General features: G+C 70.2%; 20 protein-coding genes. 12 read left to right on the top strand and 8 right to left on the bottom strand.

Features of this window, described 5'->3' with window-relative positions; genetic code table 11:
- Positions 1-2 precede the first annotated feature (2 nt).
- From AB5J56_RS14210 to cimA, 4 genes are all read left to right on the top strand, one after another.
- The gene (locus AB5J56_RS14210; RefSeq protein WP_369233069.1) at positions 3-1,043 is read left to right on the top strand and encodes an agmatine/peptidylarginine deiminase; all 1,041 of its coding nucleotides are present in this window, start codon (positions 3-5) and stop codon (positions 1,041-1,043) included.
- Positions 1,044-1,053: 10 nt separating this feature from the next.
- A complete protein-coding gene (locus AB5J56_RS14205) occupies positions 1,054-1,656 on the top strand; it encodes a TetR/AcrR family transcriptional regulator (protein WP_369233068.1) in 603 nt (200 codons plus the stop codon).
- A gap of 172 nt (positions 1,657-1,828) precedes the next feature.
- Positions 1,829-3,091 (top strand): TolB family protein, encoded by a 1,263-nt coding sequence (locus AB5J56_RS14200; protein WP_369233067.1) that lies wholly within the window; start codon positions 1,829-1,831, stop codon positions 3,089-3,091.
- Positions 3,092-3,458: 367 nt separating this feature from the next.
- Positions 3,459-5,063 (top strand): citramalate synthase, encoded by a 1,605-nt coding sequence (cimA, locus tag AB5J56_RS14195; protein WP_369233066.1) that lies wholly within the window; start codon positions 3,459-3,461, stop codon positions 5,061-5,063.
- A 13-nt stretch (positions 5,064-5,076) separates the two neighbouring features.
- On the opposite strand, the gene AB5J56_RS14190 is transcribed toward cimA, so the two are convergent.
- Both AB5J56_RS14190 and AB5J56_RS14185 read right to left on the bottom strand, forming a co-directional pair.
- Complete coding sequence (locus AB5J56_RS14190; protein ID WP_369233065.1) at positions 5,077-5,619, bottom strand: hypothetical protein; 543 nt, start codon at positions 5,617-5,619, stop codon at positions 5,077-5,079.
- Between the two features lie 42 nt (positions 5,620-5,661).
- Positions 5,662-7,530 (bottom strand): lectin, encoded by a 1,869-nt coding sequence (locus tag AB5J56_RS14185; RefSeq protein WP_369233064.1) that lies wholly within the window; start codon positions 7,528-7,530, stop codon positions 5,662-5,664.
- 258 nt (positions 7,531-7,788) lie between these two features.
- Here AB5J56_RS14185 and AB5J56_RS14180 point away from each other — a divergent pair, with 258 nt between their 5' ends.
- Both AB5J56_RS14180 and AB5J56_RS14175 read left to right on the top strand, forming a co-directional pair.
- Complete coding sequence (locus AB5J56_RS14180) at positions 7,789-10,818, top strand: glycoside hydrolase family 3 N-terminal domain-containing protein (protein WP_369233063.1); 3,030 nt, start codon at positions 7,789-7,791, stop codon at positions 10,816-10,818.
- Between the two features lie 489 nt (positions 10,819-11,307).
- A complete protein-coding gene (locus AB5J56_RS14175; RefSeq protein WP_369233062.1) occupies positions 11,308-12,708 on the top strand; it encodes a hypothetical protein in 1,401 nt (466 codons plus the stop codon).
- Between the two features lie 35 nt (positions 12,709-12,743).
- On the opposite strand, the gene AB5J56_RS14170 is transcribed toward AB5J56_RS14175, so the two are convergent.
- Positions 12,744-13,199 carry a MarR family winged helix-turn-helix transcriptional regulator gene (locus tag AB5J56_RS14170; RefSeq protein ID WP_369233061.1) on the bottom strand — a complete coding sequence of 152 codons (456 nt, stop codon included), beginning with the start codon at positions 13,197-13,199 and terminating at the stop codon, positions 12,744-12,746.
- Positions 13,200-13,260: 61 nt separating this feature from the next.
- On the opposite strand from AB5J56_RS14170, the gene AB5J56_RS14165 reads away from it, so the two are divergent.
- On the top strand, positions 13,261-14,346 hold the full coding sequence (locus tag AB5J56_RS14165; RefSeq protein ID WP_369233060.1) for an FUSC family protein: 1,086 nt from the start codon (positions 13,261-13,263) through the stop codon (positions 14,344-14,346).
- Here AB5J56_RS14165 and AB5J56_RS14160 read toward each other — a convergent pair.
- Both AB5J56_RS14160 and AB5J56_RS14155 read right to left on the bottom strand, forming a co-directional pair.
- Entirely contained in the window at positions 14,294-15,106 is an 813-nt protein-coding gene (locus AB5J56_RS14160; protein WP_369233059.1) for a response regulator, read from the bottom strand. The two genes, AB5J56_RS14165 and AB5J56_RS14160, sit on opposite strands and share 53 nt — an antisense overlap.
- Entirely contained in the window at positions 15,103-16,272 is a 1,170-nt protein-coding gene (locus AB5J56_RS14155) for a sensor histidine kinase (protein WP_369233058.1), read from the bottom strand. Before AB5J56_RS14155 ends, AB5J56_RS14160 begins: the two co-directional genes overlap by 4 nt.
- A 416-nt stretch (positions 16,273-16,688) precedes the next feature.
- Here AB5J56_RS14155 and AB5J56_RS14150 point away from each other — a divergent pair, with 416 nt between their 5' ends.
- Genes AB5J56_RS14150 through AB5J56_RS14140 form a run of 3 tightly spaced genes read left to right on the top strand, consistent with a single transcriptional unit; the run spans position 16,689 to position 19,950 of the window.
- Positions 16,689-17,624 carry an ABC transporter ATP-binding protein gene (locus AB5J56_RS14150; RefSeq protein ID WP_369233057.1) on the top strand — a complete coding sequence of 312 codons (936 nt, stop codon included), beginning with the start codon at positions 16,689-16,691 and terminating at the stop codon, positions 17,622-17,624.
- Positions 17,621-19,165, top strand: coding sequence for an ABC transporter permease subunit (locus AB5J56_RS14145; protein ID WP_369233056.1), 1,545 nt, complete (start codon positions 17,621-17,623; stop codon positions 19,163-19,165). The genes AB5J56_RS14150 and AB5J56_RS14145 overlap by 4 nt, the downstream gene beginning before the upstream one ends.
- The gene (locus AB5J56_RS14140; RefSeq protein ID WP_369233055.1) at positions 19,162-19,950 is read left to right on the top strand and encodes an ABC transporter permease subunit; all 789 of its coding nucleotides are present in this window, start codon (positions 19,162-19,164) and stop codon (positions 19,948-19,950) included. Before AB5J56_RS14145 ends, AB5J56_RS14140 begins: the two co-directional genes overlap by 4 nt.
- Positions 19,951-20,042: 92 nt before the next feature.
- Here the strand turns inward: AB5J56_RS14140 and AB5J56_RS14135 are convergent, their stop codons facing one another.
- The 3 genes from AB5J56_RS14135 to AB5J56_RS14125 form a co-directional block, all read right to left on the bottom strand.
- Positions 20,043-20,534: an N-acetyltransferase gene (locus AB5J56_RS14135; protein WP_369233054.1), complete on the bottom strand. Its 492-nt coding sequence runs from the start codon at positions 20,532-20,534 to the stop codon at positions 20,043-20,045.
- Between the two features lie 67 nt (positions 20,535-20,601).
- Positions 20,602-21,240 (bottom strand): hypothetical protein, encoded by a 639-nt coding sequence (locus tag AB5J56_RS14130; protein WP_369233053.1) that lies wholly within the window; start codon positions 21,238-21,240, stop codon positions 20,602-20,604.
- Between the two features lie 421 nt (positions 21,241-21,661).
- Positions 21,662-22,279 carry a YceI family protein gene (locus AB5J56_RS14125; protein WP_369233052.1) on the bottom strand — a complete coding sequence of 206 codons (618 nt, stop codon included), beginning with the start codon at positions 22,277-22,279 and terminating at the stop codon, positions 21,662-21,664.
- 277 nt (positions 22,280-22,556) lie between these two features.
- On the opposite strand from AB5J56_RS14125, the gene AB5J56_RS14120 reads away from it, so the two are divergent.
- Positions 22,557-24,959, top strand: a complete 2,403-nt coding sequence (locus AB5J56_RS14120; protein ID WP_369233051.1) for a polysaccharide lyase 8 family protein — start codon at positions 22,557-22,559, stop codon at positions 24,957-24,959.
- A gap of 154 nt (positions 24,960-25,113) precedes the next feature.
- The gene (locus AB5J56_RS14115; protein ID WP_369233050.1) at positions 25,114-26,703 is read left to right on the top strand and encodes an acyl-CoA carboxylase subunit beta; all 1,590 of its coding nucleotides are present in this window, start codon (positions 25,114-25,116) and stop codon (positions 26,701-26,703) included.
- The last annotated feature ends 20 nt before the right edge of the window (positions 26,704-26,723 follow it).

The raw sequence follows: 26,723 nt of genomic DNA, 5'->3' as shown, positions 1-26,723 counted from the left end.
ACATGAACAGCCCCGCCGCCGACGGCTTCCGTATGCCCGCCGAGTGGGCCCCGCACGAGCGCACCTGGATGGCGTGGCCGGGCTCCAACCCCACCTTCGACACCTCGGACGACCTCGCCGAGTCGCGCCGGGCCTGGGCCGACGTGGCCCGTGCGATCCGCCGGTTCGAGCCGGTGACGGTCGTCTGCGGGCCGGGTCAGTCAGCCGAGGCGCAGGGGCTGTTGGGCGAGGGCATCGCCACGGTCGAGCGTGAACTCGACGACGCCTGGATGCGCGACATCGGCCCCACGTTCCTGACCAACGGGCAGGGCGAACTCGCCGCCGTGGACTGGACGTTCAACGGCTGGGGTGCCCAGGACTGGGCCCGCTGGGAGCACGACGCGAAGATCGCCGCGTACGTCTCCGATCTCGCGGGGGCCAAGACGTACGCCTCGAAACTGGTCAACGAGGGCGGTGCGATCCACGTCGACGGCGAGGGCACCGTCCTGCTCACGGAGACCGTGCAGCTCGGCCCGGAGCGTAACCCGCACTGGACCCGCGAAGACGTCGAGGCGGAGATCCACGCTCACCTCGGCACCCGCAAGGCGATCTGGCTGCCGCGCGGCCTGACCGGCGACTACCCGCCCTACGGCTTCGGGACGCTCGGCCATGTCGACATCGTCGCCGCCTTCGCCCGCCCCGGTGTCGTGGTCGCGCACTCCCAGCCGGACCCGGCGCACCCCGACCACGAGGTCAGCAAGGAGATCATCGGCCTGCTGAAGGCGGCGACCGACGCGCGTGGCCGCCGTATCGAGGTCGTCGAGGTCCCGGCCCCGACCGTCCTGGAGGCCGACGGCCACTGGGCCGACTACTCCTACATCAACCACTACCTCTGCAACGGCGGCGTCGTGCTCTGCGGCTTCGACGACCCGCGCGACGAGATCGCGGCCGGGATCTTCCGGCGGCTGTTCCCCGAGCGGACGGTCACACTGGTGGACGCCCGTACGATCTTCTCCGGTGGCGGTGGCATCCACTGCATCACCCAGCAGCAGCCGAAGATCTGAGGAGTACGCCATGGCCGGTGCCCGCAGGAACGCACCGCCCCGTGAGGACGTCCTCGCCGCCGCCATGGACATGATCGCCGAGCGCGGTCTGGAGAAGCTCACCATGGCGGCGCTCGGCCGCGAGGTCGGCATGAGCAGCGGCCACCTCCTCTACTACTTCCGCTCCAAGGACGAGCTGCTGCTGCAGACCCTGGAGTGGAGCGAGGGCCGCCTCGGCGCCGAGCGCGGCCGGCTGCTCACCCGGGCGGCCCCGGCCCGCGAGCGGCTCGACGCCTATGTCGACCTGTACGTCCCCGACGGCCACCGCGATCCGCACTGGACGCTCTGGCTGGAGGTCTGGAACCGCTCGCAGAACGCCGATGAGGATGCCCGCGAGCGGCAGGTCGCCATCGAGGGCGCCTGGCACCGCGACCTCGTCGCGCTGATCGCCGAGGGCATCTCGCACGGTGAGTTCCGCGCCCTCGACGCGGACCGCTTCGCCTCCCGGCTGCGGGCGCTCCTCGACGGCTTCTCCATCCATGTGGCGATCGGCCTGCGCGGCACCGACCGAGGCCACATCCTGTCCCACGTACGGGAGTTCCTCGACGAGTCGCTCGACGGACCGATCGGCTGACCCCTCGACGGACGGATCGGCTGACCGCTCGGCTGACCGGCGTTCGCGGACGGTCGATCACCCGTCCGGGTTGTACGTAATCGAGCGCATTGACCTGGGGTATGTGGTGCGGTTGTCTTCGGGAGGGCCCCTGGTTCAGGGCCGGGGGACGACAGGATTCCGGGGGGAATTCATGTCCACTGCTGCACGTGTGTCCTTAGGCGCCGCCCTGCTGCTCGCGCTGAGCGGCGCGAGCATCCCGACCGCCGCCGCGTCACCGGCGTCCGCAGACGACCCGGCACCCACCACCGTCCGCGTCAGCGTCGACCGCGACGGCGGACAGATCGACGCCCTCTCCATCCACCCGCACATCAGCTCCACCACGAGCGACGTCTACTTCACCAGCGAAGGCCCGCTCTACAGCGGCGACACCAACGGGGTGTCCGACGTCTACCACGGCAGTCTCCCGGTCAGCTACAGCGGACAGAACCACGGGATGGGCAACGGCCGTTCGTACGACGGCGCGCCCTGCTCGACCGGCCGGATGACCGCCTTCGTCTCGGAGGCCACCGACATCACGACGTCCGGCCGCACCGACACCACCCCCGCGATCTACGTGCGCAACGCCGCCGTCGGCAAGGCCTCCTTCGCCAGCCACGGCTACCAGGGCGTGCCCTTCACCTGGGCGGGCCAGCCCGTGGTCAGCGCCGACTGCCAGTGGGTCGCCTTCAGCGCCACCCTGCCCTCCGCGCCCGACCGCGTCGAACAGCCGCGCGTCTACCGCTACCGCATCTACGACGGCTCCGTCCAGCAGGTCAGCCAGGACTCGGACGGCTCCCGCGCGGCGGTCCGCCCGTCCATCAGCGCCGACGGCCGCTACGTCGCCTACCAGTGGTCGATCCCGCACCCCGGCGGCCCGGCCAACGACAGCGACATCTACGTACGCGACCTGGAGACCGGGACCCTGGAGAAGGCCTCCGTGGGACGGCACGGCAGCGCCGCGAACCGCGAGTCCACCGGGCCCTCGCTCAGCGCCGACGGCCGGCACATCGCCTTCGACTCCTACGCCTCCAACCTCGCCCCCGGCGACACCAACGGCAGCGTGAACGTCTTCGTGCGCGACCTCGACAAGGGAGTCACCCGGCTGGTCAAGGGCGCGGGCCGCCGTGTCTATACCGCCGAAGCCGCGCTGAGCGGCGACGGACTGCACCTCGCGTACGTCTCGGCACGCCTCGGCGAGCCGGGCGGCGTCCCGGCCGTGTATCTGCGCGACCTGGCCACCGGCGACACCCAGTTGATCAGCGCGGACACCACCGGCCACCGCAACGATCAGGCGGCCCAGAACCCGACCGTCAACGAGAACGGCACGGCCGTGGCCTTCGACTCCGCCTCGCCCGACCTCGTACCCGGCGACACGAACGGCACCAGCGACGTGTTCCTGCGGCGCGTCGGCTGATCGGCGCACCCGCCGATGGGCGCGTCGGCTGATCGGTGCGTCGGCCGATCCGTGCTCTTGTGCGGTTCGCATCCTGAGACACCCGTGAGGACAGGGGCAGAGCTGTGCCAGACTGCCTCCGTGCTCTCGTTCGCCATGATTATTGGCAGCAGGCGCGCCGGTCCGCAGTGACCGCCACGTACCACCACGTACGGGCGGACATCGTGTCCTCGACCCGCGCGCAGACCTCTCGCACCCGCGAGAGGTTTTTCTGTTTCCTGGCCCACCGCAAGCCGGGAGAAGAGCGCGAGGGATCATTGTCATCGGGGGACGGTGGAGCCGGTCATTCCGGTACGACCGAGATCCAAATCCTCAGGAGCCAGAGACCATGACGGAAACCAGCGAACTCGACGATTCGTTCCACGTCTTCGACACGACCCTCCGCGACGGCGCGCAGCGTGAGGGCATCAACCTCACCGTCGCGGACAAGCTGGCCATCGCACGGCACCTGGACGACTTCGGGGTGGGCTTCATCGAGGGCGGCTGGCCCGGCGCCAACCCGCGCGACACCGAGTTCTTCGCCCGCGCCCAGCAGGAGATCTCCTTCAAGCACGCCCAGCTGGTCGCCTTCGGCGCCACCCGCCGGGCCGGCGGCAAGGCGTCCGAGGACCCGCAGGTCAAGGCACTCCTCGACTCCGGCGCCGGAGTCATCACCCTGGTCGCGAAATCGCACGACCGTCATGTCGAGCTGGCGCTGCGCACCACCCTCGACGAGAACCTGGAGATGGTCCGCGACACGGTCTCCTACCTGAAGGAGCAGGGCCGCCGGGTCTTCGTCGACTGCGAGCACTTCTTCGACGGCTACCGGGCGAACCCGCAGTACGCGAAGGCCGTCGTCCGCGCCGCCGCCGAGGCCGGCGCCGACGTGGTCGTGCTCTGCGACACCAACGGCGGCATGCTCCCGGCTCAGGTCCAGGCCGTCGTCGGCACGGTCCTCGCCGACACCGGCGCCCGGCTCGGCATCCACGCCCAGGACGACACGGGCTGCGCGGTCGCCAACACCCTCGCGGCCGTCGACGCGGGCGCCACCCATGTGCAGTGCACGGCCAACGGCTACGGCGAGCGAGTCGGCAACTCCAACCTCTTCCCGGTCGTCGCCGCCCTGGAGCTGAAGTACGGCAAGAAGGTCCTGCCGGGCGGCGCGCTGCGCGAGATGACCCGTATCTCGCATGCCATCGCCGAGGTCGTGAACCTCACCCCGTCAACTCACCAGCCGTACGTGGGTGTCTCGGCCTTCGCGCACAAGGCGGGCCTGCACGCCTCCGCGATCAAGGTCGACCCCGACCTGTACCAGCACATCGACCCCGAGCAGGTCGGCAACACCATGCGGATGCTCGTCTCCGACATGGCGGGCCGCGCCTCCATCGAGCTCAAGGGCAAGGAGCTCGGCGTCGACATCAGCGACGACCGCGAGCTGGTCGGCCGGGTCGTCGAGCGGGTGAAGGAGCGCGAGCTCAAGGGCTACACGTACGAGGCCGCCGACGCCTCCTTCGAGCTGTTGCTCCGCGCGGAGGCCGAGGGGCGCCCCCGCTCGTACTTCCAGGTCGAGTCGTGGAGGGCGATCGTCGAGGACCGCCCCGACGGCAGCCACGCCAACGAGGCCACCGTGAAGCTCTTCGCGAAGGGCGAGCGCATCGTCGCCACCGCCGAGGGCAACGGCCCGGTCAATGCCCTCGACCGCGCCCTGCGGGTCGCCCTGGAGAAGATCTACCCGCAGCTCGCCAAGCTGGAGCTCGTCGACTACAAGGTCCGCATCCTGGAGGGCAAGCACGGCACGTCCTCCACGACCCGCGTACTGATCTCCACGTCCGACGGCAGCGGCGAGTGGTCGACGGTCGGCGTCGCGGAGAACGTGATCGCCGCGTCCTGGCAGGCGCTGGAGGACGCGTACACCTACGGGCTGCTGCGGGCCGGGGTGGAGCCCGCCGCCTAGGGGGTGTTGCCGGTCAGCAGTGATCGTCGACGAGGTCGTCGAACGCGCCCCGGCTCATGGCACGCCCGTCGGCCCAGACCTGGCCGGGGCGCAGCGAGGCGAGGTCCTCGGCGGAGAAGGTGAGATTGCCGTCGTACGGGGACCAGCCCGTGCGCGCGCCGGTGAAGTGCAGGGCGTATGTGCGACCGGGCAGCAGCTTCTGCTGCCCGGTCTCGCGCACCTGCCAGGCGGACGAGGGCGAGAAGAGCGGGAAGGTGGTCCTGCCGGCCTCGACTCCGCTCGCCACCTCCCAGCTTGTGTCCTCCTGCCCTGGGGACGCCGTGCCGGTGGGGTTGTCGACGAGCTCACCGTTCTCGTCCTCGACGAACGCGTCCTCGGCCCAGCTCCTGAGGTCCAGGTCCTTCGCGTGATCGTCGCCGCACGGCCGCAGCGCCACGACCGGCTGCCCGTCCGCGCCCGGCCACACCGCGGCGAGCGGCAGCCAGGCCGGACTGCATCCGCTCAGCAGCCCCAGCCCCATCAACACTCCCGCGGTGGCCAAACCCCTGTGTCTCATGGACCCCGCCCCCCTCTCGGCCGGACAGCAGAGCCCGATGCCCTACTGCAGCCGCCACTTCTGGTTGGCGGCCCCGGTGCAGGACCAGATCTGTGCCCGCGCCCCGTTCGCCGACGAGTTGTCCGTGACGTCGAGGCACTTGTCCGCCGCCGTATCGACCACATCACCGGTCGAGGGGTTGTACGACCACCGTTGCGCACCGGATCCGTTGCAGTCGTACAACTGCACCTTGGCCCCGTCGGCTGTCGAGCCCGACGTCACGTCCAGGCACTTCCCGAGCGCCCGGACCGAGCCGTCGGCCTGCACCGTCCACCGCTGGGCGGTCGAGCCGTTGCAGTCGTAGAGCTGGACGGCCGTGCCGTTCGCGGTCGAACCGCCCGCCACATCAAGGCACTTGGCCCCGAGGCCCACGAACGCCCCGGACCGGTCACCGCCGCCTGCCTGTGTCCCCGACCAGGTGAAGGTCGCCGACGTCTTGCCGGGCAGTGAGTAAGTCGCGTGCTGTGCACCCCAGTCGATGGTCACCGTCTTCGCGGAGGCCGCGTCGTTGTACGCGATCAGCGCCTTGGAGCCGTCGGGGTTGCGCCAGGCCACGTTCGGCACGGACGACGACGCCGTCGAGGCGATCCGCTGCGCCCCGGGCCGGACGAACTTCGTCAGATGTCCCATCGTGTAGTACTCGACGGTGTAGTCGACCTGCCCGCTCTGCCCGTCCCCGTTGTGCACGGTGATCAGCCCGCTGCACGTTCCGCAGCCGCCGTTGTGCGGCCCCCGGTTCTGGTCCACGGCCAGCGACCACTTGGTCACCGACTTCGCCCAATTGCGGGTGTAGTCCACGATGTTGAGCATGTCCTCGCGCTGCTGGTTCGCGATCCAGGTGCCGCCCGAGTGCTCGGTGCCGAAGGCGTCCAGCTGCGGATACTGGTTGTGCACGGCAGTCTGCTTCGCCACGTCACCGCCGTAACCGTGCCAGGCGATCCCGCCGAAGTTCGGGTGCGAGCGCACCGCCGCGTCGTCGACTGTCTGCGCGGCGTAACCGTCGTAGGTGTCCCAGTTCCAGTCGAGCGCAAGAACCTTGGTCGACAGCCCGGCCGCCTGGAGCTTCGGCAGCAGCTCGCTCTTGGTGAAGTAGGCGAGCCCGGACGCGTTCCAGCTCATCGACGGATAGCCGGAGCAGCACGTCGGCTCGTTCTGCACCGTCACATAGGAGACCGGCACACCCTGATCCCGGTACGCCTGGAGGTACTTCACGAAGTACGACGCGTACGCCCCGTAGTCCTCCGCCTTCAGCCAGCCCCCGTTGAGCTGCCCGCTGTCCTTCATCCAGGCGGGCGCGGTCCACGGGGAGGCCATCACCGTCAGGGCGGGGTTGAGCTGGAGCGCCTGCTTCGTCAGCGGCACCACGTCGGCCTGGTCGTGCGCGATCGAGAACTGGGCGAGGTTCGCGTCGGTCTGGCCGGCGGGCACGTCGTCGTACGTGTACCCGTACCGCGCGAGGTCGGAGGCGCCCATCGGGTTGCGCAGGAACGACAGTCCGATCCCGTCGGTCGGCGAGAACAGTTTCCGCATCGTCGCGTCCCGCGTCGTCTGCGACAGGGCTCCGCTGCTGTTCATCAGCCAGGCCGCCGTGTCCGTGAAGGACGCGCCGCCGCCCGTGAACGTCTGGTAGCGGGTGTTCTCGTCGACGGTGATGTTCTCGCCGCTTCCGCCGCTGCCCGACTGGAAGGCGAACGGCGTCTGAGCCTGCAAACCGCGAACGACATGGCGGCCGCCGTCGTCGTCCGTCGTCGTCAGCCAGGCCGTGACCGATTCGCCCGCGGCGTGCGCGGGCGCGGTTCCGACGGCGGTGAGTCCGGCCGTCGTGAGCAGCCCGGCAACGATAAGCCGGGCCGCCCGAATGGATCTCCTCATGGCGCGCCGCCCTTCTGGGAGGTGGGGGAGTGGGGCGTGCGAGCCGTGAGTAAATGACGGCTTCGATTCGCCGTCAAGGGGGTGCGCGTTCAGAATCCGAAGGAACAAGAGCCCTGTTCCGGCCGTGAGTTGAGTGTGTACCGGTTCTGACGTGAAGTCTTGACGGGTCCCGGGGGCGCCAGTTAACTCACGCCGTGATCTAAGTCGTAAGAGGACTCAGGAAGACTCAAGAGGACTGAGAGAGTTGAGGGAAGGTCCATGCGAAGAACCGCCCTGCTCGTGTCTGCCGCGTTGCTCACCGGGCTGCTGCCCCTGGCCTCCGCGAGTGCCGCCGCGGGCGCCGACGACCCGGCACCGGTCCCCGTCGACCGCTTCGAGGGCGAGGTCCCGTTCGCGAACCCGCCCGCCGAGGGCCTCTTCACCTGGGGCAGCGACGCAGACGACCCGCCACCACTCGCCCTGACCGCACGGGACGACGCCCCCGAGGGCGCCAAGGTCCTCAGCGGCAGCTACGACATCAGCGGCTACGGCGGCTTCACCCACGACTTCGCCTTCGACCAGCCCGCCCACGACTGGTCGACGCACAAGGGCGTCCGCTTCTGGTGGGACGGACAGAACAACGCCAAGAAGATCAGCTTCGAGATCAAGGACGGCGGCGCCAACGGCGAGGCCTCCGAGCTGTGGACGACGTCGTTCACCGACGACTTCACTGGCTGGAAGCAGATCGAGATCCCCTTCACCGACTTCACCTACCGTACGGACTACCAGCCCGTCGGCGGCATCGACCAGGTCCTCGGTCTCACGCAGATGTGGGGATACGCCGTCACGCTCCCCGTCGGTATCAAGGGCCGATTCGCCATGGACGGCGTCGAGTTGTACGGCAAGGCCGACCAGTCGCTGCGCGCGAGCGTGGTCGCGGACGCCGCCGTCCACCCGGTCACGGAGGGCGGCACGGCCGACGTGAAGCTTTCCGTCGCCACGACCGGCTCCGTCCCGATCGGGGAACCCGTGACGGTCGCGTACGAGAGCGCGGGCGGCACCGCGGAGTCCGGCAAGGACTACACCCCCGTCAAGGGCGAGTTCACCTTCCCGGCGGGCACGGCCTCCGGCACCTCCCGCACGATCTCCGTGGCCACGCTGAAGGACCGGTCGGCCGAGAACGCCGAGACCATCCCGCTCAAGCTGACCGTCACCGGCGCCAAGGCCCCGACGGAGAACCCGCAGGTCGTCATCAACGCCCACGGACTCCCCTACCTGAACGCCAAGTTGCCCGTGAAGAAGCGGGTGGCCGACCTCGTCGGGCGCATGTCCCTGGAGGAGAAGGCCGGCCAGATGACACAGGCCGAGCGCGGCGCGCTGACGTCCCAGGGCGACATCGCGTCCTACGATCTCGGCTCACTGCTCTCCGGCGGCGGCTCGACCCCGACCCCGAACGTGCCCGAGGCGTGGGCCCGGATGATCGACGCCTTCCAACTCCGGGCGCAGGCAACGCGGTTCCAGATCCCGCTGATCTACGGCGTGGACGCGGTGCACGGCCACAACAACCTCATCGGCTCGACGATCATGCCGCACAACATCGGCATCGGAGCCACCAGGGATCCCCGAGTCGCCTACCAGGCAGGCGCGGTGACCGCATCCGAGGTCCGGTCCACCGGCATCCCGTGGGACTTCGCCCCCTGCCTCTGTGTGACCCGCGACGAACGCTGGGGCCGCAGTTACGAGTCCTTCGGCGAGGACCCGGCCCTCGTCACGTCCATGGAGACCGTCATCCAGGGCCTCCAAGGCCGCGCGAACGGCAAGGACTTGAGCCGTAACGACAAGGTGCTGGCCACCGCCAAGCACTTCGCGGGCGACGGCGGCACCGAGTACGGCTCGTCGACGACCGGCTCGTACACCATCGACCAGGGTGTCACGAAGGTCACCCGGCAGCAGCTCGAAGCGATCCACCTCGCCCCCTACCAGACGGCCGTCGACCGAGGAGTCGGCTCGGTCATGCCGTCGTACTCCTCGCTCGACATCCTGGGCGACGGCCAGGGCCCGGTGAAGATGCACGCCCGCGCCGACATGATCAACGGCGTCCTGAAGGACCGCATGGGCTTCGACGGCTTCGTCATCAGCGACTGGGCGGCCATCGACCAGATCCCCGGCGACTACGCCTCCGACGTCCGTACGTCGGTCAACGCCGGCCTCGACATGATCATGGTCCCGTACGCGTACAAGGACTTCCGCACGACCCTGGTCGACGAGGTGAAGGCGGACCGGATCAGCGAGAAGCGCATCGACGACGCCGTATCCCGCATCCTCACCCAGAAGTTCAAACTCGGCCTCTTCGAGAAGCCGTACGCGGACACGAGCGGGGCGGCGCAGATCGGCTCGCCCGCGCACCGGGCCGTGGCCCGCGAGGCGGCTGCCAAGTCGCAGGTCCTGCTGAAGAACTCGGGCGGCGTCCTGCCCCTGAAGAAGTCGCAGAAGGTGTACGTCGCCGGCTCGAACGCCGATGACCTCGGCAACCAGACCGGCGGCTGGACCATCACCTGGCAGGGCTCGTCCGGAAAGATCACGGACGGCACGACGATCTTGCAGGGCATGCGGAAAGCCGCCGGCTCCACGGGAGACGTCACCTACTCCAAGGACGCGTCGGCTCCGACCTCCGGCTACGACGTGGGCGTGGTCGTCGTCGGCGAGACCCCCTACGCCGAGGGCGTCGGCGACGTCGGCAACGGCAACGACCTGGAACTGACCCCCGCCGACAAGGCCGCCGTCGACAAGGTCTGCGCCGCCATGAAGTGCGCGGTCCTCATCGTCTCCGGCCGCCCCCAGCTCATCGGCGACCGCCTGGGATCGATCGACGCGCTCGTCGCCTCCTGGCTGCCGGGCACCGAGGGCGACGGCGTCGCGGACGTCCTCTACGGAAAGCGGGGCTTCACCGGCCAACTCCCGGTCACCTGGCCCAAGTCGGAGTCCCAGCTCCCTATCAACGTGGGCGACCCGACCTATGCTCCCCAGTTCCCCTACGGCTGGGGCCTGACCACCCTCGCCAAGGCCCCGCAGGGCGGCGAGACCACCCTGAAGGCCCTGGCGGCAGTGGCCAGAGCGGCGGAGAGAACCGGCGCGGACGAAGCAGGCCGCACCGCCGTGACGAAGGCCCGCCTACTGGTCCAGCAGAAGGCCACGGCAACCATGACCGCCCCCTTCGCCAAGCCGTTCGCAGACGCGGACCACTTGCTGCTGACGGGCCGGTACGGCGATGCGGTGACGAAACTGGCGGAGGCATATCGGGCGGCTTGAGCGCCGACGGCTGAACGTTGAGCCTTGGACTCGCCCGGCGCTTGGGGCGGGTTCGCCATCCCTGGCCTCCGCCTGCTTGGCGGGGCCGGGGATGGAGATTCTCAGCCGGTCGGTGGATGAGGAGGGATCGCGCCATCCCTAACCCCCACCCATCTGCCGGGGGCGAGCTTGTCAGTTCCCGGTCGGGGTGGCTCTTTCTGCTCGTCCGGCGATTGAGCTGGGGGTGCCATCCCTAACCCCCACCCGCCCGCCGGGGGCGAGCTTGTCAGCTCCGGGCAGGGGAGGATTTTCAGCCCGTCCGGCGTTTGAGGACGAGCGCGCAAGCGCGATGGCAGGGGGAGAGGGGGCGCAGCTCCCAGGGCAACGATGGGGGTCCCCCCGCTCGAGCGAAGCCGAGAGTGGGGGAGGGTAGGGGCGGAGGGGGCGAAACCCCAAACCCCCGCCCGCCCCGATGCCCCCTTTTGCGCCCCTTCAGGTAGCGTCGAAGACATGAAGGCCCTACCGTCCCGAGGGCTCCCAGGCCTCCTGACCGCACTCCTGCTGACTGCCCTGGCGGCGCTCTCACCTGCCGCCCCCGCCGCCCATGCGGCAGCCACGTCGGCCAGGTCCGCCACGTCCGCCGAGACGTCCACCGAGGCCGACGACGTCTCCGCCGTGGCGAAGGCCCTCCGCCAGGCCCCGGTCTATGTGGACCCCGCAGCCGCCGCCCAACTCTCCGCCGCAGACACCGACGCCCTCACCCAGAAGATCAAGAACGCCGACAAGCCCGTCTTCATAGCCGTCCTCCCGGCGGACTTCCCCACCCAGAACCTCTTCCAGAACCTCCGCACCGACACCGGCATCACCGGCCTGTACGCCATCCGCCTGGGCGACCGTTTCGACGCCCGGGCGGACTCCGCGGTGATGTCCCGCACGGCCGTGCAGAACCTGGTCACCAGCGTGAAGGGCGAGGACACCAGGACCCAGCTGAACGACTTCACGGACCGCGCGCTCCAGAACATCGGCGGCTCCGCCCCGGCGAGCTGGGGCTCCTCCGGCGCCGACGCCGGCGTCCCGACAGGCGCCCTGATCGCCGTGGGCGCGGTCCTCGTGGCCGGCGGCGCGGGCGCGTACACCCTCGTACGCCGCAACCGTCGCCGTAGGGCACAGGAGCAGCGGGCCGCGCTCGACAAGCTCCGCGTGGTCGTCGACGAGGACATCACGGCCTTCGGCGAGGAGCTCGACCGGCTCGACTTCCACCCCGCCGAGGCAGGCGCGGACGACACGATGCGCGCGGACTACGAACGCGCGCTCGACGCGTACGAGCAGGCGAAGTCACTCATGGCGGCAGCCGAACGCCCCGAGGACGTACGCGGAGTGACGCAGGCCCTCGAAGACGGCCGCTTCTCGCTGGCGGTGCTGGCCGCGCGCCGCGAGGGCCGCCCGGTCCCCGCACGCCGCGCCCCCTGCTTCTTCGACCCCCGGCACGGCCCGTCGGTCGCCGACGCGACCTGGACACCGGCCACCGGCGCACCCCGCGAGGTCCCCGTGTGCGCGGCGGACCAGACCCGTCTCGCCGACGGAGCCGATCCGGCGATCCGCGAGGTCGAGACCGACTACGGACGGCGCCCGTACTGGGACGCGGGCCCGGCCTACGGCCCCTGGGCGGGCGGCTATTTCGGCGGCGGCCTCCTCCCCGGCCTTCTCGTCGGCACGATGCTCGGCAGCATGATGGCCACCCCGTCGTACGCGGCGGACTACGGCTCCGGATACGGCGACTTCGGCGGAGGCGACTACGGCGGCGGCGACGTCTCGGGCGCCGACTTCGACCCCGGCGACTTCGGCGGAGGGTTCGGCGACGGCGGAGGCGGCGACTTCGGAGGCGGAGGGGACTTCGGCGGAGGCTTCTGACCAGGCGGACCTGCCGGACGCCCGGAACCGGTAGTTCAGAGCTCCTTCGGGTCTACGTCCGGTGCGTGCATGTCGACGTCGGCGATCCGTTCCATCAGCGCACCCGCGAGCCGCAGCACCTCACGCTCCGTCTCGTTCAGCGTGCCGAGAGCTGTGGCCAGCCAGGCGTCGCGCTTCGCCATGTCCCTTTGCAGCGCGGCACGGCCGTCCGCCGTGAGCGTGAGGACGGACTGCCGCCGGTCCTCGCTGCCGGGCCCGCGGACGATCAGCCCGTCCGCCTCCAGCTGGGCAAAGACCCTGGTCAGCGACTGCGGCCGCTGCCGCTCCGCCACCGCGATCTCGCCCGGCGTCGAGGGCCCGACCCGATGCAGATGCCCGAGCACCCAGAGCTGATTGGCGCTGAGGCTGCCGTCGCCTCGCTCCTGCCGCAGCCGCCGGTTGAGCCGGACGACACCACGACGGATCTGGGCGGCGTGGGGGAGATAGTCCATGGAGAGATAATAAGGGACTGCGTACTGTTGGAGCGATACCGACGTCGCTACTATCCGAACGGTGACCGTAAAACTAATACGCAACGCTTACGAAGCAACGCTGACCATGACGGCCGTGCTGCTCTGTTACGCCATCGCCTTGTGGCTGGAGGGCGCCGCCGGACTGCACACCGACGTCCTCGTCCTCGCGGTCGCGCTGACCCTCACCCTGGCCGGCACCCAACGCGCCGCGGACACCCGCAGACGACTTACCGGCCTCGTCCTGCTGCCTGCCGTGGCCGGGGTCTCCGTGCTCCTCGGCCACCTCATCGCGCGCCACTACGCGATCGGCGCCGCGGTCTTCACCCTCGGTATCTCCCTGCCGATCTGGTTCCGCCGCTACGGGCAGGGCGCGACGAAGGCAGGCACCCTCATGACACTGCCGCTGGTCGCGCTGCTCATCGTCCCCGGCCCGGCCCTGCCTCCGGAAGCCCAGAGCGCGCTGGTGAGTTGGGGCTGGTCGGCACTGATCGGCGCGCTGGCCTGCGGCTGCGTCTGGCTGGTCCAGGTGCTCGGCGACCGCCTCAGCCCCTGGCGCCCGGACCCGGAACCCTCTGCGCCCCGGCGTGCCTCACGGCTGCACCCCCGGCCGAGCACTCGCATGGCTCTGCAGATGGCGGTCGCGATCGCCGCGGCCTTCGCGCTCGGACGGCTTCTCTTCGACCACCATTGGCCATGGATGGTCCTCACCGCCTATGTGGCTGCCAGTGGCAACCGCGGCCGAACCGACGTCCTGCGCAAGGGAGCCGAGCGCCTCGTCGGGGCCTGCGCAGGCACCCTGCTGGCGACGGGTGTGGCAGCGACCGGGATCACCGGCAGGACCTCCGTCTCCGGCGCCCTGATCTTCGCGGTGCTGGCCGTGGCCCTATGGCTGCGTCCGCTCTCCTACGCCTATTGGGCCGCCGGCATGACCACCGCTCTCTCCTTCCTCCTCGGCTACTACGGCCAGGACGCCCAGCAACTGCTGCCGACCCGTCTCGCGGCGATCGCGGTCGGCGCGGTGCTGGCGGTGGCGTCGGCCTGGTGGGTGCTGCCGGTGCCCCGGCGGCGCCCGCTCACGCCGGGCTCCCCGAACGCGGCACGACCAGTCCCGTCTCGTACGCCATGACGACCGCCTGCGTGCGGTCACGCAGTCCGAGCTTGGTCAGGACGCGGCTGACGTGGGTCTTCACCGTCTCCTCGCCGACGTGCAGCCGCGCCGCGATCTCCGGGTTGGACAGGCCCTCCGCGAGCAGCCGCAGCACCTCCGTCTCGCGCGGGGTGAGCGCCGAGAGGGTTGTCACGGCGGGGGTGCGGGGCTTGAGCCGGGCGAACTCGGCGATCAACCGGCGCGTGATGGCGGGCGCGAGCAGGGCCTCTCCGGCCGCGACGACCCGCACGGCCTCGAAGAGCCGCTCTGCGGTCACATCCTTGAGGAGGAACCCGCTCGCTCCGGCGGCGAGGGCGTCGTACACATGCTCGTCGAGGTCGAAGGTGGTGAGGATGAGCACCCGCGGCGCGTCCGACTCCGTGGCCCCGGCGGTCAGCAGCTCGGTGGTCGCCTGGATGCCGTCCATGACGGGCATGCGCACGTCCATCAGGACCACGTCGGGCAGCTCCTCCCCGCACACGCGCACCGCCTCCGAGCCGTCGCACGCCGTGCCGACGACCTCGAAGTCGGGCTGCGTGGCAAGCAGCCCATAACCGGCGCGCACGACCGCGTGGTCGTCGGCGACGACGATACGAATGGCGGAGGAAGGGGCGGGGGCGGGAGCGGGAGGGGGCGAGGCAGCGGGGGCGGAGTCGAGGGAGGCGGAGGAGTCGGGCGGGGCGACCGGGCCGGCGGTGGCGCCGGGGGCTGCCGAGTCGGGCGGCTCGGGTGTCGTCATGCGAGTGCCTCCGCCCGCACAGGCAGCCGCGCCTCGACCAGGAAGCCGCCCCCGGCCGCCGCCCCCGTGCGCAGGCTGCCGCCGACCGTGGTGGCGCGCTCCCGCATGCCGAGGAGACCGTGTCCCGTGGACGGCACGACGGCCCCCGGACCAGCCCGTTCGGCGGCCCCGGGCCCGGTTTCCGCCCCGTTCCCGGGACCTGGACCGTTGTCGCGCACGCGGATCTCCAAGTCGTCCTCCGCGTAACGGAGTTCCACGTCGACGGCCGCCCCGGGCGCATGGCGGCGGGCGTTGGTGAGGGCCTCTTGGACGATGCGGTACGCGGTGACCTCGATGCCCGGGTCGAGCGTGGTGACCGGACCGCTGACGATCAGCCTGGTCCGGGAGCCCGCGGCGTCCCGGGACTCGTCGATCAGCTCCATCAGCTGATGCAGCCCCGGCTGCGGGCGCCGAGTGACCCCGACCTCGGCGTCCTCCCGCAGCACTCCCAGCAGCCGCCGCATCTCGGTGAGCGCGCCCCGCGCGGTGTCGCCGATCGCGAGCAGACGCGTGGCGCCGTCCGGAGGCAGTCCGGGTGTGGTCAACCTGGCGGTCTCGGCCTGGACGGCGATCATCGAGATGTGGTGGGCCACCACATCGTGCAACTCCCGCGCGATCCGCGCCCGTTCACCTCGGGCCGCATGCGCCAGGAGCGTGTCCGCGAAGGCCCGCTCGGTGGCACTGTGCGCCAGCAGCGCGCCCCGGACGTGATGCGTGATGCCGGTCGCCGCGGCCGCCGAGGCGAGCGTGGCCACGAGCACGGCCATGACACGGGTGGTGGTGTCGTCCTGGCTGACCAGAGCCAGGACGACGTACGGCAGCACGAGCACCCCGCTGAGCCGCGGCGCCCCCGCTCTCCCCAGGCCGTAGACACAGGCCAGTTGGGACGCGACCCCGGCGAGGGTGAGCGCCCGGAACGGAGACAGCGCCAGCGCCCCCGCCGCCGTCACCGCCACCGCGGCTCCGCCCCGCACCGGCAGCGCACGCTCGGGGCCGAACACGAACGCGAGCGGCAGTGTCGTGCACACCCCGAGCAGCAGCGCCAGCGCCAGGTTCTCGCGCAGACTCCCGGCGCGGGCGAGCACCTCGACACAGGCCAGCAGAGCCAGACCCACGGCGTATGCCACGGGGGAGGGGAACTGCGAGACCCCGGCGGACAAGCGACCGGGCAGGCTCATGGACAAGCGACCGGGCAGGCGGGCGGGCACACGGCCGGACAACCGCGCGGACAACCGCACAGGCAGTCCAGCGGCGAGGCGCGCAGGAACGGACGAGCGCGGGGTCGTGACGAGGTCCGGGGCCGGGGCCGACAGGCGCCGTACCAGCCGCCATGACCGTGACCCCCCGGTCCCTTCCGCACGTCGCACCATCGCCTCGTCGCTCATGCCCGCCATTCTGCCGTCGGCGGCGCCGCACCGCGTCACCCGTGGGTTCATCCCTCACGTGGGGGAGAGGAGCCTCGATCGTCCCTCGCGGCAGGGGCGCCGAAGACGGCTCTCGGGCGGGACGACTCCGTGCGTGGCGATCCCTAGTCTCGCTTGGCATGAGTGACGCAACGATCGAAGTGCAGGAGCTGCGCAAGCGGTTCGGGGGGACCGTCGCCGTCGACGGACTCTCCTTCACGGTCGAACCGGGCCAGGTCACCGGATTCGTCGGCCCCAACGGAGCGGGCAAGTCCACCACCATGCGGACCGTCCTCGGCCTGGACGCCCCCGACGAGGGCCGCGCGCTCATCGGCGGCCGCCCCTATCACGCCCTGCGCTCACCCCTGTTGGAGGTCGGCGCCCTCCTCGACGCCGCCGCGCTGCACCCGAGCCGCCGCGGCCGCGACCATCTCCTCTGGCTGGCGCACTCGCACGGGCTGCCCCCGCGCCGGGTCGACGAGGTCCTGGAACAGGTGGGAATGGAGACGGCCGCCCGCCGCAGGGCCGGCGGCTACTCCCTGGGTATGCGCCAACGCCTGGGCATCGCCTCCGCACTGCTCGGTGACCCCCCGGTCCTCCTCTTCGACGAGCCGGTCAACGGCCTCGATCCCGAGGGCATCCAGTGGATCCGCGGCCTCCTGCGCCACCTCGCCGCCGAAGGCCGGGCCGTCCTGGTCTCCAGCCACTTGATGAGCGAACTGGAGGACACCGCCGACCACTTGGTGGTCATCGGCCGCGGGCGGCTGATCGCCGACACGGCCGTCGCCGACCTGCTCGCCGCCGCGTCCGGCGACCGCGTCGCCCTGCGCACCGGCTCCCGTACGGAAGCGATGGAACTCCTCGCCCGCGAGGGCGGCACGGTCGCGGTCACCGGCCGCGACACGCTCACGGTCACCGGCCTGCCCGCCGAGCGGATCGTGGAGCTGCTGGCCGCCGCCCGGGTCCCGTTCGCCGAAGTCGGCCTCCATCGGGCCACGCTGGAGGAGGCGTACATGGAACTCACCCGGGACGCCGCGGAGTTCGTCGCGCTCCCGGACGGCGAGGTGACCCGATGACCACCCCGACCCTCACCCCGTACCGCTCGCAGCTCAAGCCGGGACGCGACGGCTTCGCCAGACTCCTGCGTGCCGAGTGGACCAAGTTCCGGACCGTGCGGTCCTGGTCCCTGGTGCTGGCGGTCGCGGCCGCGGTCACGGTCCTGATCTCGCTGCTCAGTGCGAGCGGCTCCAGCACGACCGGGACCGGCCCCAAGGTCACCCTCGGCCCCGACGGCACCCACGTCAACGACACCTTCAATTTCGTCCACCAGGAAATGACCGGTGACGGCAGTGTCACGGTCCGCGTGACCGGCGGCCTGAAGAGTAGCCGTGGTATGCCGGAACCCTGGGCCAAGGCCGGTGTCATCATCAAGCAGAGCACGAAGCAGGGCAGTGCCTACGCGGCCCTGATGGTCACCCCGGACCACGGCGTCCGCATGCAGTGGAACTTCACGCACGACAAGGCGGGCAGCGGCACCTCCGGCGACCCGCGCTGGCTCCGCCTGACGCGCACGGGCACCCGGCTGACGGGCTACGAATCCGCCGACGGCACCCACTGGACGAAGGTCGGCGCGGTCACGCTCCCGGAGCTGTCGAAGACGACCCAGGCGGGCCTCTTCGTCGCCACCCCCATGCACACGAACCTGAGCCGTTCCTTCGGCGGAGGGTCGGAGACGGCCGGTACCACGACCGCCGTCGCGTCCTTCGACCACGTGGGCCTGCGCGGCGGCACCGCGGGCGCGACCTGGACCAGCACGGACGTGGGTGCACCGGCTGACAACGGCCGGAACCAGCCGGTGAACGGCCCAGCCGCCCCGCACCCGGGCACCACCAAGGTGTCGGCCGACGGCGTCTACACCCTCTCCGGTCAGGGCGACATCGCCCCGAACGAGGACGTGCCGGACCTCGTACAGATGAGCTTCCAGGGCGTCCTCGTGGCCGTGCTGTTCATGGTGGCGCTGGGGGCTCTCTTCATCACCTCCGAGTACAAACGCGGCATGATCCGTACGACGTTCACGGCGAGTCCGCACCGCGGCCGGGTCCTGGCGGCGAAGACGCTCGTCCTCGGAAGCGTCACGTTCGCCGTGAGCCTCGTAGCGACGGCCGTGGCGTTCCCCTTGGCTCAACACACGCTGCGCGGCAACGGTTTCAAGCCGCCGGAGGTCCCCGAGCTGTCGCTGCTGGAGAACCCGGCACTGCGGGCCGTGGTGGGCAGCGCGGCCCTGCTGGCCCTGGTCGCGGTCCTCACCCTCGCCGTGGGTGCCGTCCTGCGGAACAGCGCGGGTGCGATCACCGTCGTCGTGATCCTGGTGGTCCTGCCGCACATCCTGGCCCTCGCGCTGCCTCTCTCCGTCGGCCACTGGCTGCTTCGGCTCACCCCCGCCGCGGCCTTCGCCATCGAGCAGGGGGCCACGTACTACCCGCAGGTTCAGCACAACTGCCTTCCCGAGAGCGGGTGTTACCCCCTCTCGCCGTGGAACGGCCTCGCGGTTCTGTGTGCCTACGTAGTGGTGGCCATGGCCCTGGCGATGTGGCGGCTGCGCAGGAGGGACGCGTGAAGCGGGCCGTCCACGCCGAGTGGACCAAACTCCGTACGCTGCCCAGCACTTGGTGGCTTCTGACGGCGACCGTCGTGATGACGCTCGCGGTGGGCGCGGCCGCCCTGTCCTCCGTGACCACCCACGTCTGTCCGTCGGCCGCGGCCTGCCACGAGGACACGGTGAAGCTGAGCCTGACGGGCATCTGGCTGGGCCAGGCGACGGTGCTGATCCTCGGCGCGCTGTCGATCGGCGCGGAGTACGGCACAGGCACGATCCGTACGACGCTCACGGCGATACCCCACCGCCCGAAGGTCCTGGCGTCCAAGGCGGCGGTACTGGCCGCGGTGACGGCAGTGGCGGGCACGCTCGCGGTCGCGGCCTCTCTCCTGGCGGGCCGCCTGATCCTCCCCGGCAACGGCTTCACGACGAAGGAGGGCTACCCGCCGCTGTCCCCCACCGACACCACCACGCTCCGCGCGGCCTTCGGCTCCGTCCTTCTCCTGATGCTCATAGCCGTCCTGGGCCTGGGCCTCGCCGCCCTGCTACGGGACAGCGCGGGCGCCATCACAGCCGGCCTCGGCCTGCTGTACATCACCCCGCTCCTGGCCGACCTGCTGGCCTCCCCGACCTGGAAGGACCGCGTCGAACGCTGGGCACCGATGCCGGCCGGCCTGTCCATCCAGGCAACCCGCAACCTCGCCCGTCTGCCGATCGGCCCCTGGCCGGGTCTGGGCGTCCTGGCGGCGTACGCCATGGGACTGCTGATCGCCGGAGGAGTGCTCTTCAGGACACGCGACGCGTGAGGAGGCGTGCGGACGAGGTGCGTGAAGAGACGCGTGAAGACAGACGGTGCCGTCCTGCAACACCTTCAGTCCGAGTCCGGATCTGCGTCCGGCTACGCGTCGGGCAGCGCCAGCCACTCCTTCCACGACAGATCACGCCCGATGAACCGAGGCCGCTCGAAGGGCCACGCCTCACCGATCCACCGGGGTACGAGCAGGTCCAACTCCCGCTCCAGCTCACTCCCGACGGCTTCGTCCACGACCCACCACGAGATCTCGCCATCGGCACCGGTCTTCTCCGGCGGGTCGATGTACACACATCCGTACTCGACCGTCTCCGCCTCATCGAACAAGACGTAGTTGAAGGACTCATGAGCAGCGATCTCCACCGCGTGCCGCTCCAGATCAGCCTTGTTGGCCTCAAAGGTGATGCTCGCGGCAGGCCACCCCCACGCCTCCCCGAAAATCGCCCACAGCCGCTCCCGTGACCCCATCACCGCGGGGTAGTCGATCGCGGCGTCGTCCCCACTGATCGGCCGCAGGTGATACCCCCCGGGCACCTCGACATGTACAGGATGAACAAACTCGGCAGGCAACCAGTTCATGCCCGGAGGCTAACCGCGCCGCCCGTGCTCCGCACCGGGATATTCAGTGCCGTTCTCAGTGCCGTTCTCAGCCGGTCAGCTCGCCCTTGGCGAAGGAGATCAGCCCATGGAAGTCGATCGCCCCGGGGTCTCCGTGATCGTTTTCGGGGACGTGGGTGTGGCCGCAGATTCCCTTGAACGCGTTCCAGGCCGCGCCGCTCATCCGCTGGCCGCTCTGGTTGCCCGCCGACTTCGGGTATGCGGGCCACAAGTCCGGCCCCGTCAGGGGGACATGGTGTTCGCGGTGCATCCAGGCCAGGAAGCGGGCGACCTCCAGGAGAGCCCATGCGGGAGCCTGCGGCCAGTAGATGTGGTTCTGGCCCGCGTTCTTCCACTCGGTGTGCGCCTTGGGGTCGCAGGTGCCGACCAGTTCGACCTGGCAGACGTTCAGGGTGTTGGTCTCGACGCCGCCCCGGTGGTTCTTCAACGCCCGTGAGGACACCTCGATGTCGAAGTGCTGGAACCACTTGAGCTTCTTGGCGGCCAGGTCGGGCACGGCCGTGAGGTTGGGTGCCGAGGATCCGCCGCCGTAGCCCGGCAGGTTGTGGCCCTCGGTGGTGTGCAGGACGACGACGTTGACCTCCATCGCCGCGCCGCCGAAGTGGTCCTGGTACCAGTGCGACCGGCTCGCGCCGGGATACCGCTGGGGTCCTGTCTTGGTGCTCATCCGCGCCTCCTGAATATGGAGTCCCTCGGCCCCATCGGCAGGGGCGCATGTGGGGAGTGGCTCAACGGCCGTACGGACGGACGTTGTTGCCCAGGCACACGCGCAGGCAGCGCACAGCAGTTCCGGCTGGTCACGCTCGGTCGTACTCGGTCAGGGGCGGTCGTGACCGCACCTGACGTTGTCGTGAGAACGCATCACGCGGTCGCGATCGGACCAGACATGACGTAGTCGCGGCAACGCACCGAACCGCACCGGACACTCGCGGCGGGACATGACTGAGCGCCCGCCCTCCGACACGGGGGAGTACGAGGGCGGGCGCGCTCAGGGGGCAACCGAAAGGTGCCGCAGACTCAGCCGGAAGCCGGAAGCCGGAAGCCGGAAGCCGGAAGCCGGAAGCCGGAAGCCGGAAGCCGGAAGGGCGTCAGGCGTTCTTGATCGCCGAGATGTCGAAGTTCAGCTTGATCTTGTCGGAGACCAGGACGCCGCCCGTCTCCAGCGCGGCGTTCCAGGTGAGGCCCCACTCGGAGCGCAGGATCTCCGCCTTGCCCTCGAAGCCGACGCGCTCGTTGCCGAACGGGTCCTTGGCCGAGCCGTTGAACTCCAGGTCGATGCTGAGCTGCTTCGTGGTGCCGAGGATCGACAGGTCACCGGTGATCCGGTAGTCGTCGCCGCCCAGGGCCTCGGCCTTGGTCGAGACGAAGGTCATCGTCGGGAACTCGTCCGTCTTGAAGAAGTCGGAGCTCTTGAGGTGGCCGTCACGGTCCGCGGAGCCCGTCTCGATGCTGTCCATCTGGACGTCGATCGTGGCGGTCGACTGCGACGGGTCCGAGCCGTCCAGGTGCAGGGTGCCGGTGAGGTCCTTGAAGCTGCCCTTGACGTTGGTGACCATGGCGTGGCGGGCGACGAAGCCGATCGTCGTGTGCGACGGGTCGATCGTGTAGTCGCCGGTCAGCGCCGCCAGGTCGGGGTTCACGGCGGCGGGGGCCGTGGCGGTGGCGGTGGCGGGGGTGTCGGTGGTCTTGCGGCCGAAGATGCCCATGACGTGCTCCTTGGGGACGGGTCGCGGATTCGTCGGGAAGCCGCGGCTGCGGGTCTGTCGGTCCGGTGGAAGTGGAGCTCACCGGATCTGTTGAAGTTTCAACGAGGTCAACGAGGAACACCGTAGACCTATTCCGTTCAATGTTCAACATCATCCGCAGTGTGTTCACGACGTTACGGTGAGTCCTCCTTGCTCGCTTCCCGGTGACCTCCTGGCCTGCCCCTTGATGCCCTTCCATCCGCCCCCTGGCGGGTGCTCGCGAACGCTGATAGACGGCATGAACATGACTCCCACGCGCCGCACGTTCCTCCTGTCCGCCGTCCTCGTGGCAGCGCTCGCCCCGCCTCCACCCGCAAACGCCGCCGACGACGGCGACGAAGACGCGTACGACACCCTCCGGCGCCGTTGGCTGGAGATCGCCCTCGGCGCCGGCTATGACCCGGCCGCCGAGCCGTACGCCACCCGCCTCCGCCAGACCGGTGAACTCGCCCGCGGCTTCAGCGCCACCATGGCCCCGACGGGCACCTCCCTCTGGCCGGGCTACCCCTTCGATCCGCCCGCGGGCATCACCCAGAGCTACAGCAGGCTGTGGACGATGACGCAGGCGTATGTGCAGGAGGGCACGGGCTCGACGGGTGACGGCTCCCTCCTCGCGGACGTCCTCACCGGCCTCGACCACCTCTCCGCGACGGTCTACAACCCCTCCACCACCCGCTACGGCAACTGGTGGGAATGGCAGATCGGCAGCCCCCGCCTGCTCATGGACATCGTCGCCGCCCTCCACGACGACCTCACCGACCCCCGGCGGGCCGCCGCCTGCGCCGCCGTCGACCACTTCGTCCCCGACGCCATGCTCAGCGACTACTCCGGCACCTCCACCGGCGCCAACCGCGTCGACCTCTGCCGGTCCGTCGCCCTCCGCGGCATCCTCGGCCGAGCCCCCGACAAGATCGCCCTCGCCCGTGACGCCCTCTCGCCGGTCTTCCCGTACGTCACGACGGGCGACGGGCTCTACGCGGACGGGTCGTTCGTGCAGCACACCTGGGTCGCCTACTCGGGGACGTACGGGCAGGTCATGCTCGACGGGCTCGGGCGGCTCTTCGCGCTGCTCACCGGGTCGGCGTGGGAGGTGGCCGACCCGAACCGGCAGCTCGTCCTGGACAGCGTCGAGCACGCGTACGCGCCCCTCATCCACGACGGACTGGTGATGGACAGCGTCAACGGGCGTGCCATCAGCCGGGGTTACCTGAAGAGCGACGACCTCCACGTGATGCGCAGCGACCACTTCCACGGGCAGGGGCTGATCGCCGCGATCGCGCTGCTCGCCCAGGGCGCGAGCGCGGCCGAGCGCGAGCGCTGGCAGGGGCGGATCAAGGGGTGGATCGAGCGGGACACGGTGACGCCGATCCTCACGGCCGCCCAGTTCGGCGTCGCCGACCTCGCGCGGCTGCACACCGTCGCCGACTCGGCCGTCGCGGCGACCTCCGAACCCGTCGGCCACCATCTGTTCGCGGCCATGGACCGCGCGGTGCACCGCGGCTCGGGCTTCGCCGCGAACCTCTCCATGGCGAGCGACCGCATCGCGCACTATGAATGCGGCAACGGCGAGAACCCGCGCGGCTGGCACACCGGCGCCGGGATGCTGCTCTGGTGGCCGAGAGGGTCGAACGGGCCGAATGACTCGGATGGCCCGAACGATTCGGATGGCCGGGATGGCTCGAATGGCTCGGGCGGCGGCCAGTACACCGACTGGTTCTGGCCGACCGTCGACTGGTACCGGCTGCCCGGGACAACCGTGTCCACCAAGCGACTTGCCGACAAAGCGGGCGGCGAGTGGGGTGAGCCCAAGCCGGACGTGCGATGGGTCGGCGGTACGACGGACGGCACCTGCGCGGCGATCGGCCAGCACCTCAAGGGGCTCGGCTCCACGCTGGAGGCCCGCAAGTCATGGTTCTGCGTCGACGACGCGCTGATCTGCCTGGGCGCGGGGATCACCGCCACCGACGGGGTGCCCGTCGAGACGGTCGTCGACAACCGCAACCTGGGCGAGGACGGCACCCCGGCCTTCGTACGAGGTCCGGATTGGGCCCACCTGCAAGGCCACGGCGGCTGGCTCTTCCCGGAACCGGGCGATATGGCGACCCTCCACACTCTCCGCGAGGACCGCACCGGCGCCTGGTCCGACATCAACACCACCAGCACCACCGAGCGGCGCACCCGGCGCTGGCAGACGCTCTGGCTGGACCATGGCGCGGACCCTGTCGACGCGACGTACGCCTACGTCCTGATGCCCGGCGCGACCCGTCGCGCGGTCGCGGCCCGTGCCGCCGACCGCGACTGGCTGTCCGTCCTTGCCAATGACGCCCACCGCCAGGCTGTCCACGTGGGCCGGCTGGGACTGACGGCCGCGAACTTCTGGACGGCCGGTACGGCGGGACCGCTGAGCGCCACGGCCGGGGCGAGCGTGCTCGTACGGCGCAGGGGGCGCACCGCTACCGTCTGTGTGAGCGAGCCTCCGCGGACCGGGGAGCCTCTGGAGATCGTCTGGGATCATCCCGTACGAGCCCTCCTGTGCGCCGATCCGACCGTCGAAGTGACCGCCCTCGGCCGTCGGCTGAAACTGCGCGTCACCCCGGGGATGGCATGCGCCACGCACGAATGTGAGGTGGCTCTCAGGTGACGAGTTTGTGAGACCTCTACAAGCCAGAGGCCCCCTGAGCAGTCAGATCGCCTGCATGTCATCGAGGTTCTGTTCAGGGCTACCAGGAAAACGGGTCGGAGACTGTACGGAGTCGACGGGCCGCTTTCCTTGGTGGACTTCGTAAGGTCGCTACATGACCGTTTTGGACGAGGCTGGACCCACAGGCGAACCGACGGACGCACGCGGGCGCGTTGCCGAACTGCACGCGATCCGCGCGGAGGCGCTGCGAGGCCCCAGCGAGAAGGCGACCGCGGCCCAGCACGCCAAGGGCAAGCTGACCGCCCGCGAGCGCATCGAGCTGCTGCTGGACGCCGGCTCGTTCCAGGAGGTCGAGCAGCTGCGCCGGCATCGCGCCACAGGCTTCGGCCTGGAGGCGAAGAAGCCGTACACCGACGGTGTGATCACCGGCTGGGGCACGGTGGAGGGCCGCACGGTCTTCGTCTACGCCCACGACTTCCGCATCTTCGGCGGCGCGCTGGGCGAGGCCCACGCCACGAAGATCCACAAGATCATGGACATGGCCATCGCGGCCGGTGCCCCGCTGGTCTCCCTGAACGACGGCGCCGGTGCCCGTATCCAGGAGGGCGTCTCGGCGCTGGCCGGCTACGGCGGTATCTTCCAGCGCAACACCCGCGCCTCCGGTGTCATCCCGCAGATCAGCGTGATGCTCGGCCCGTGCGCGGGCGGCGCGGCCTACTCACCCGCCCTCACGGACTTCGTGTTCATGGTCCGTGAGACCTCGCAGATGTTCATCACCGGCCCGGACGTCGTCAAGGCGGTCACCGGTGAGGAGATCACCCAGAACGGGCTGGGCGGCGCCGACGTGCACGCCGAGACCTCCGGCGTCGCGCACTTCGCGTACGACGACGAGGAGACCTGCATCGCCGAGGTGCGCTACCTCCTCGCGATGCTCCCGCAGAACAACCGCGAGAACCCGCCCCGCGTGGCGAGCGAGGACCCGGTCGATCGCCGTAGCGACGTCCTCCTCGACCTCGTCCCCGCGGACGGCAACCGTCCCTACGACATGACCAAGGTCATCGAGGAGCTCGTCGACGACGGCGACTACCTTGAGATCCACGAGCGTTGGGCCCGCAACATCATCTGCGCGCTGGCCCGCCTCGACGGCCAGGTGGTCGGCATCGTCGCCAACCAGCCCCAGTCGCTGGCCGGTGTCCTGGACATCGAGGCATCGGAAAAAGCTGCGCGCTTTGTCCAGATGTGTGACGCTTTTAACATCCCGATCGTCACGCTGCTGGATGTCCCCGGCTTCCTTCCGGGGGTGGACCAGGAGCACGGCGGGATCATCCGGCACGGCGCCAAGCTGCTCTACGCCTACTGCAACGCGACCGTGCCGCGGATCTCGCTGATTCTCCGGAAGGCGTACGGAGGTGCCTACATCGTCATGGACAGCCAGTCCATCGGCGCGGACCTCACCTACGCCTGGCCGACGAACGAGATCGCCGTGATGGGCGCCGAGGGTGCCGCCAACGTCATCTTCCGGCGGCAGATCGCCGAGGCCGAGGACTCCGAGGCGATGCGCGTGCGCATGGTCAAGGAGTACAAGGCGGAGCTCATGCACCCGTACTACGCGGCCGAGCGCGGCCTGGTCGACGACGTCATCGACCCCGCCGAGACCCGCGAGGTGCTGATCAAGTCCCTGGCGATGCTGCACACCAAGCACGCCGACCTGCCCTCCCGCAAGCACGGCAACCCCCCGCAGTAACCCAGCGGATCCTTCGCGGT

This window comes from Streptomyces sp. R21 (genome assembly GCF_041051975.1).
Classification (GTDB): domain Bacteria; phylum Actinomycetota; class Actinomycetes; order Streptomycetales; family Streptomycetaceae; genus Streptomyces.
The sequence above is the reverse complement of the archived record's forward strand: the minus strand, read 5'-3'. Positions and strand labels throughout refer to the sequence as shown.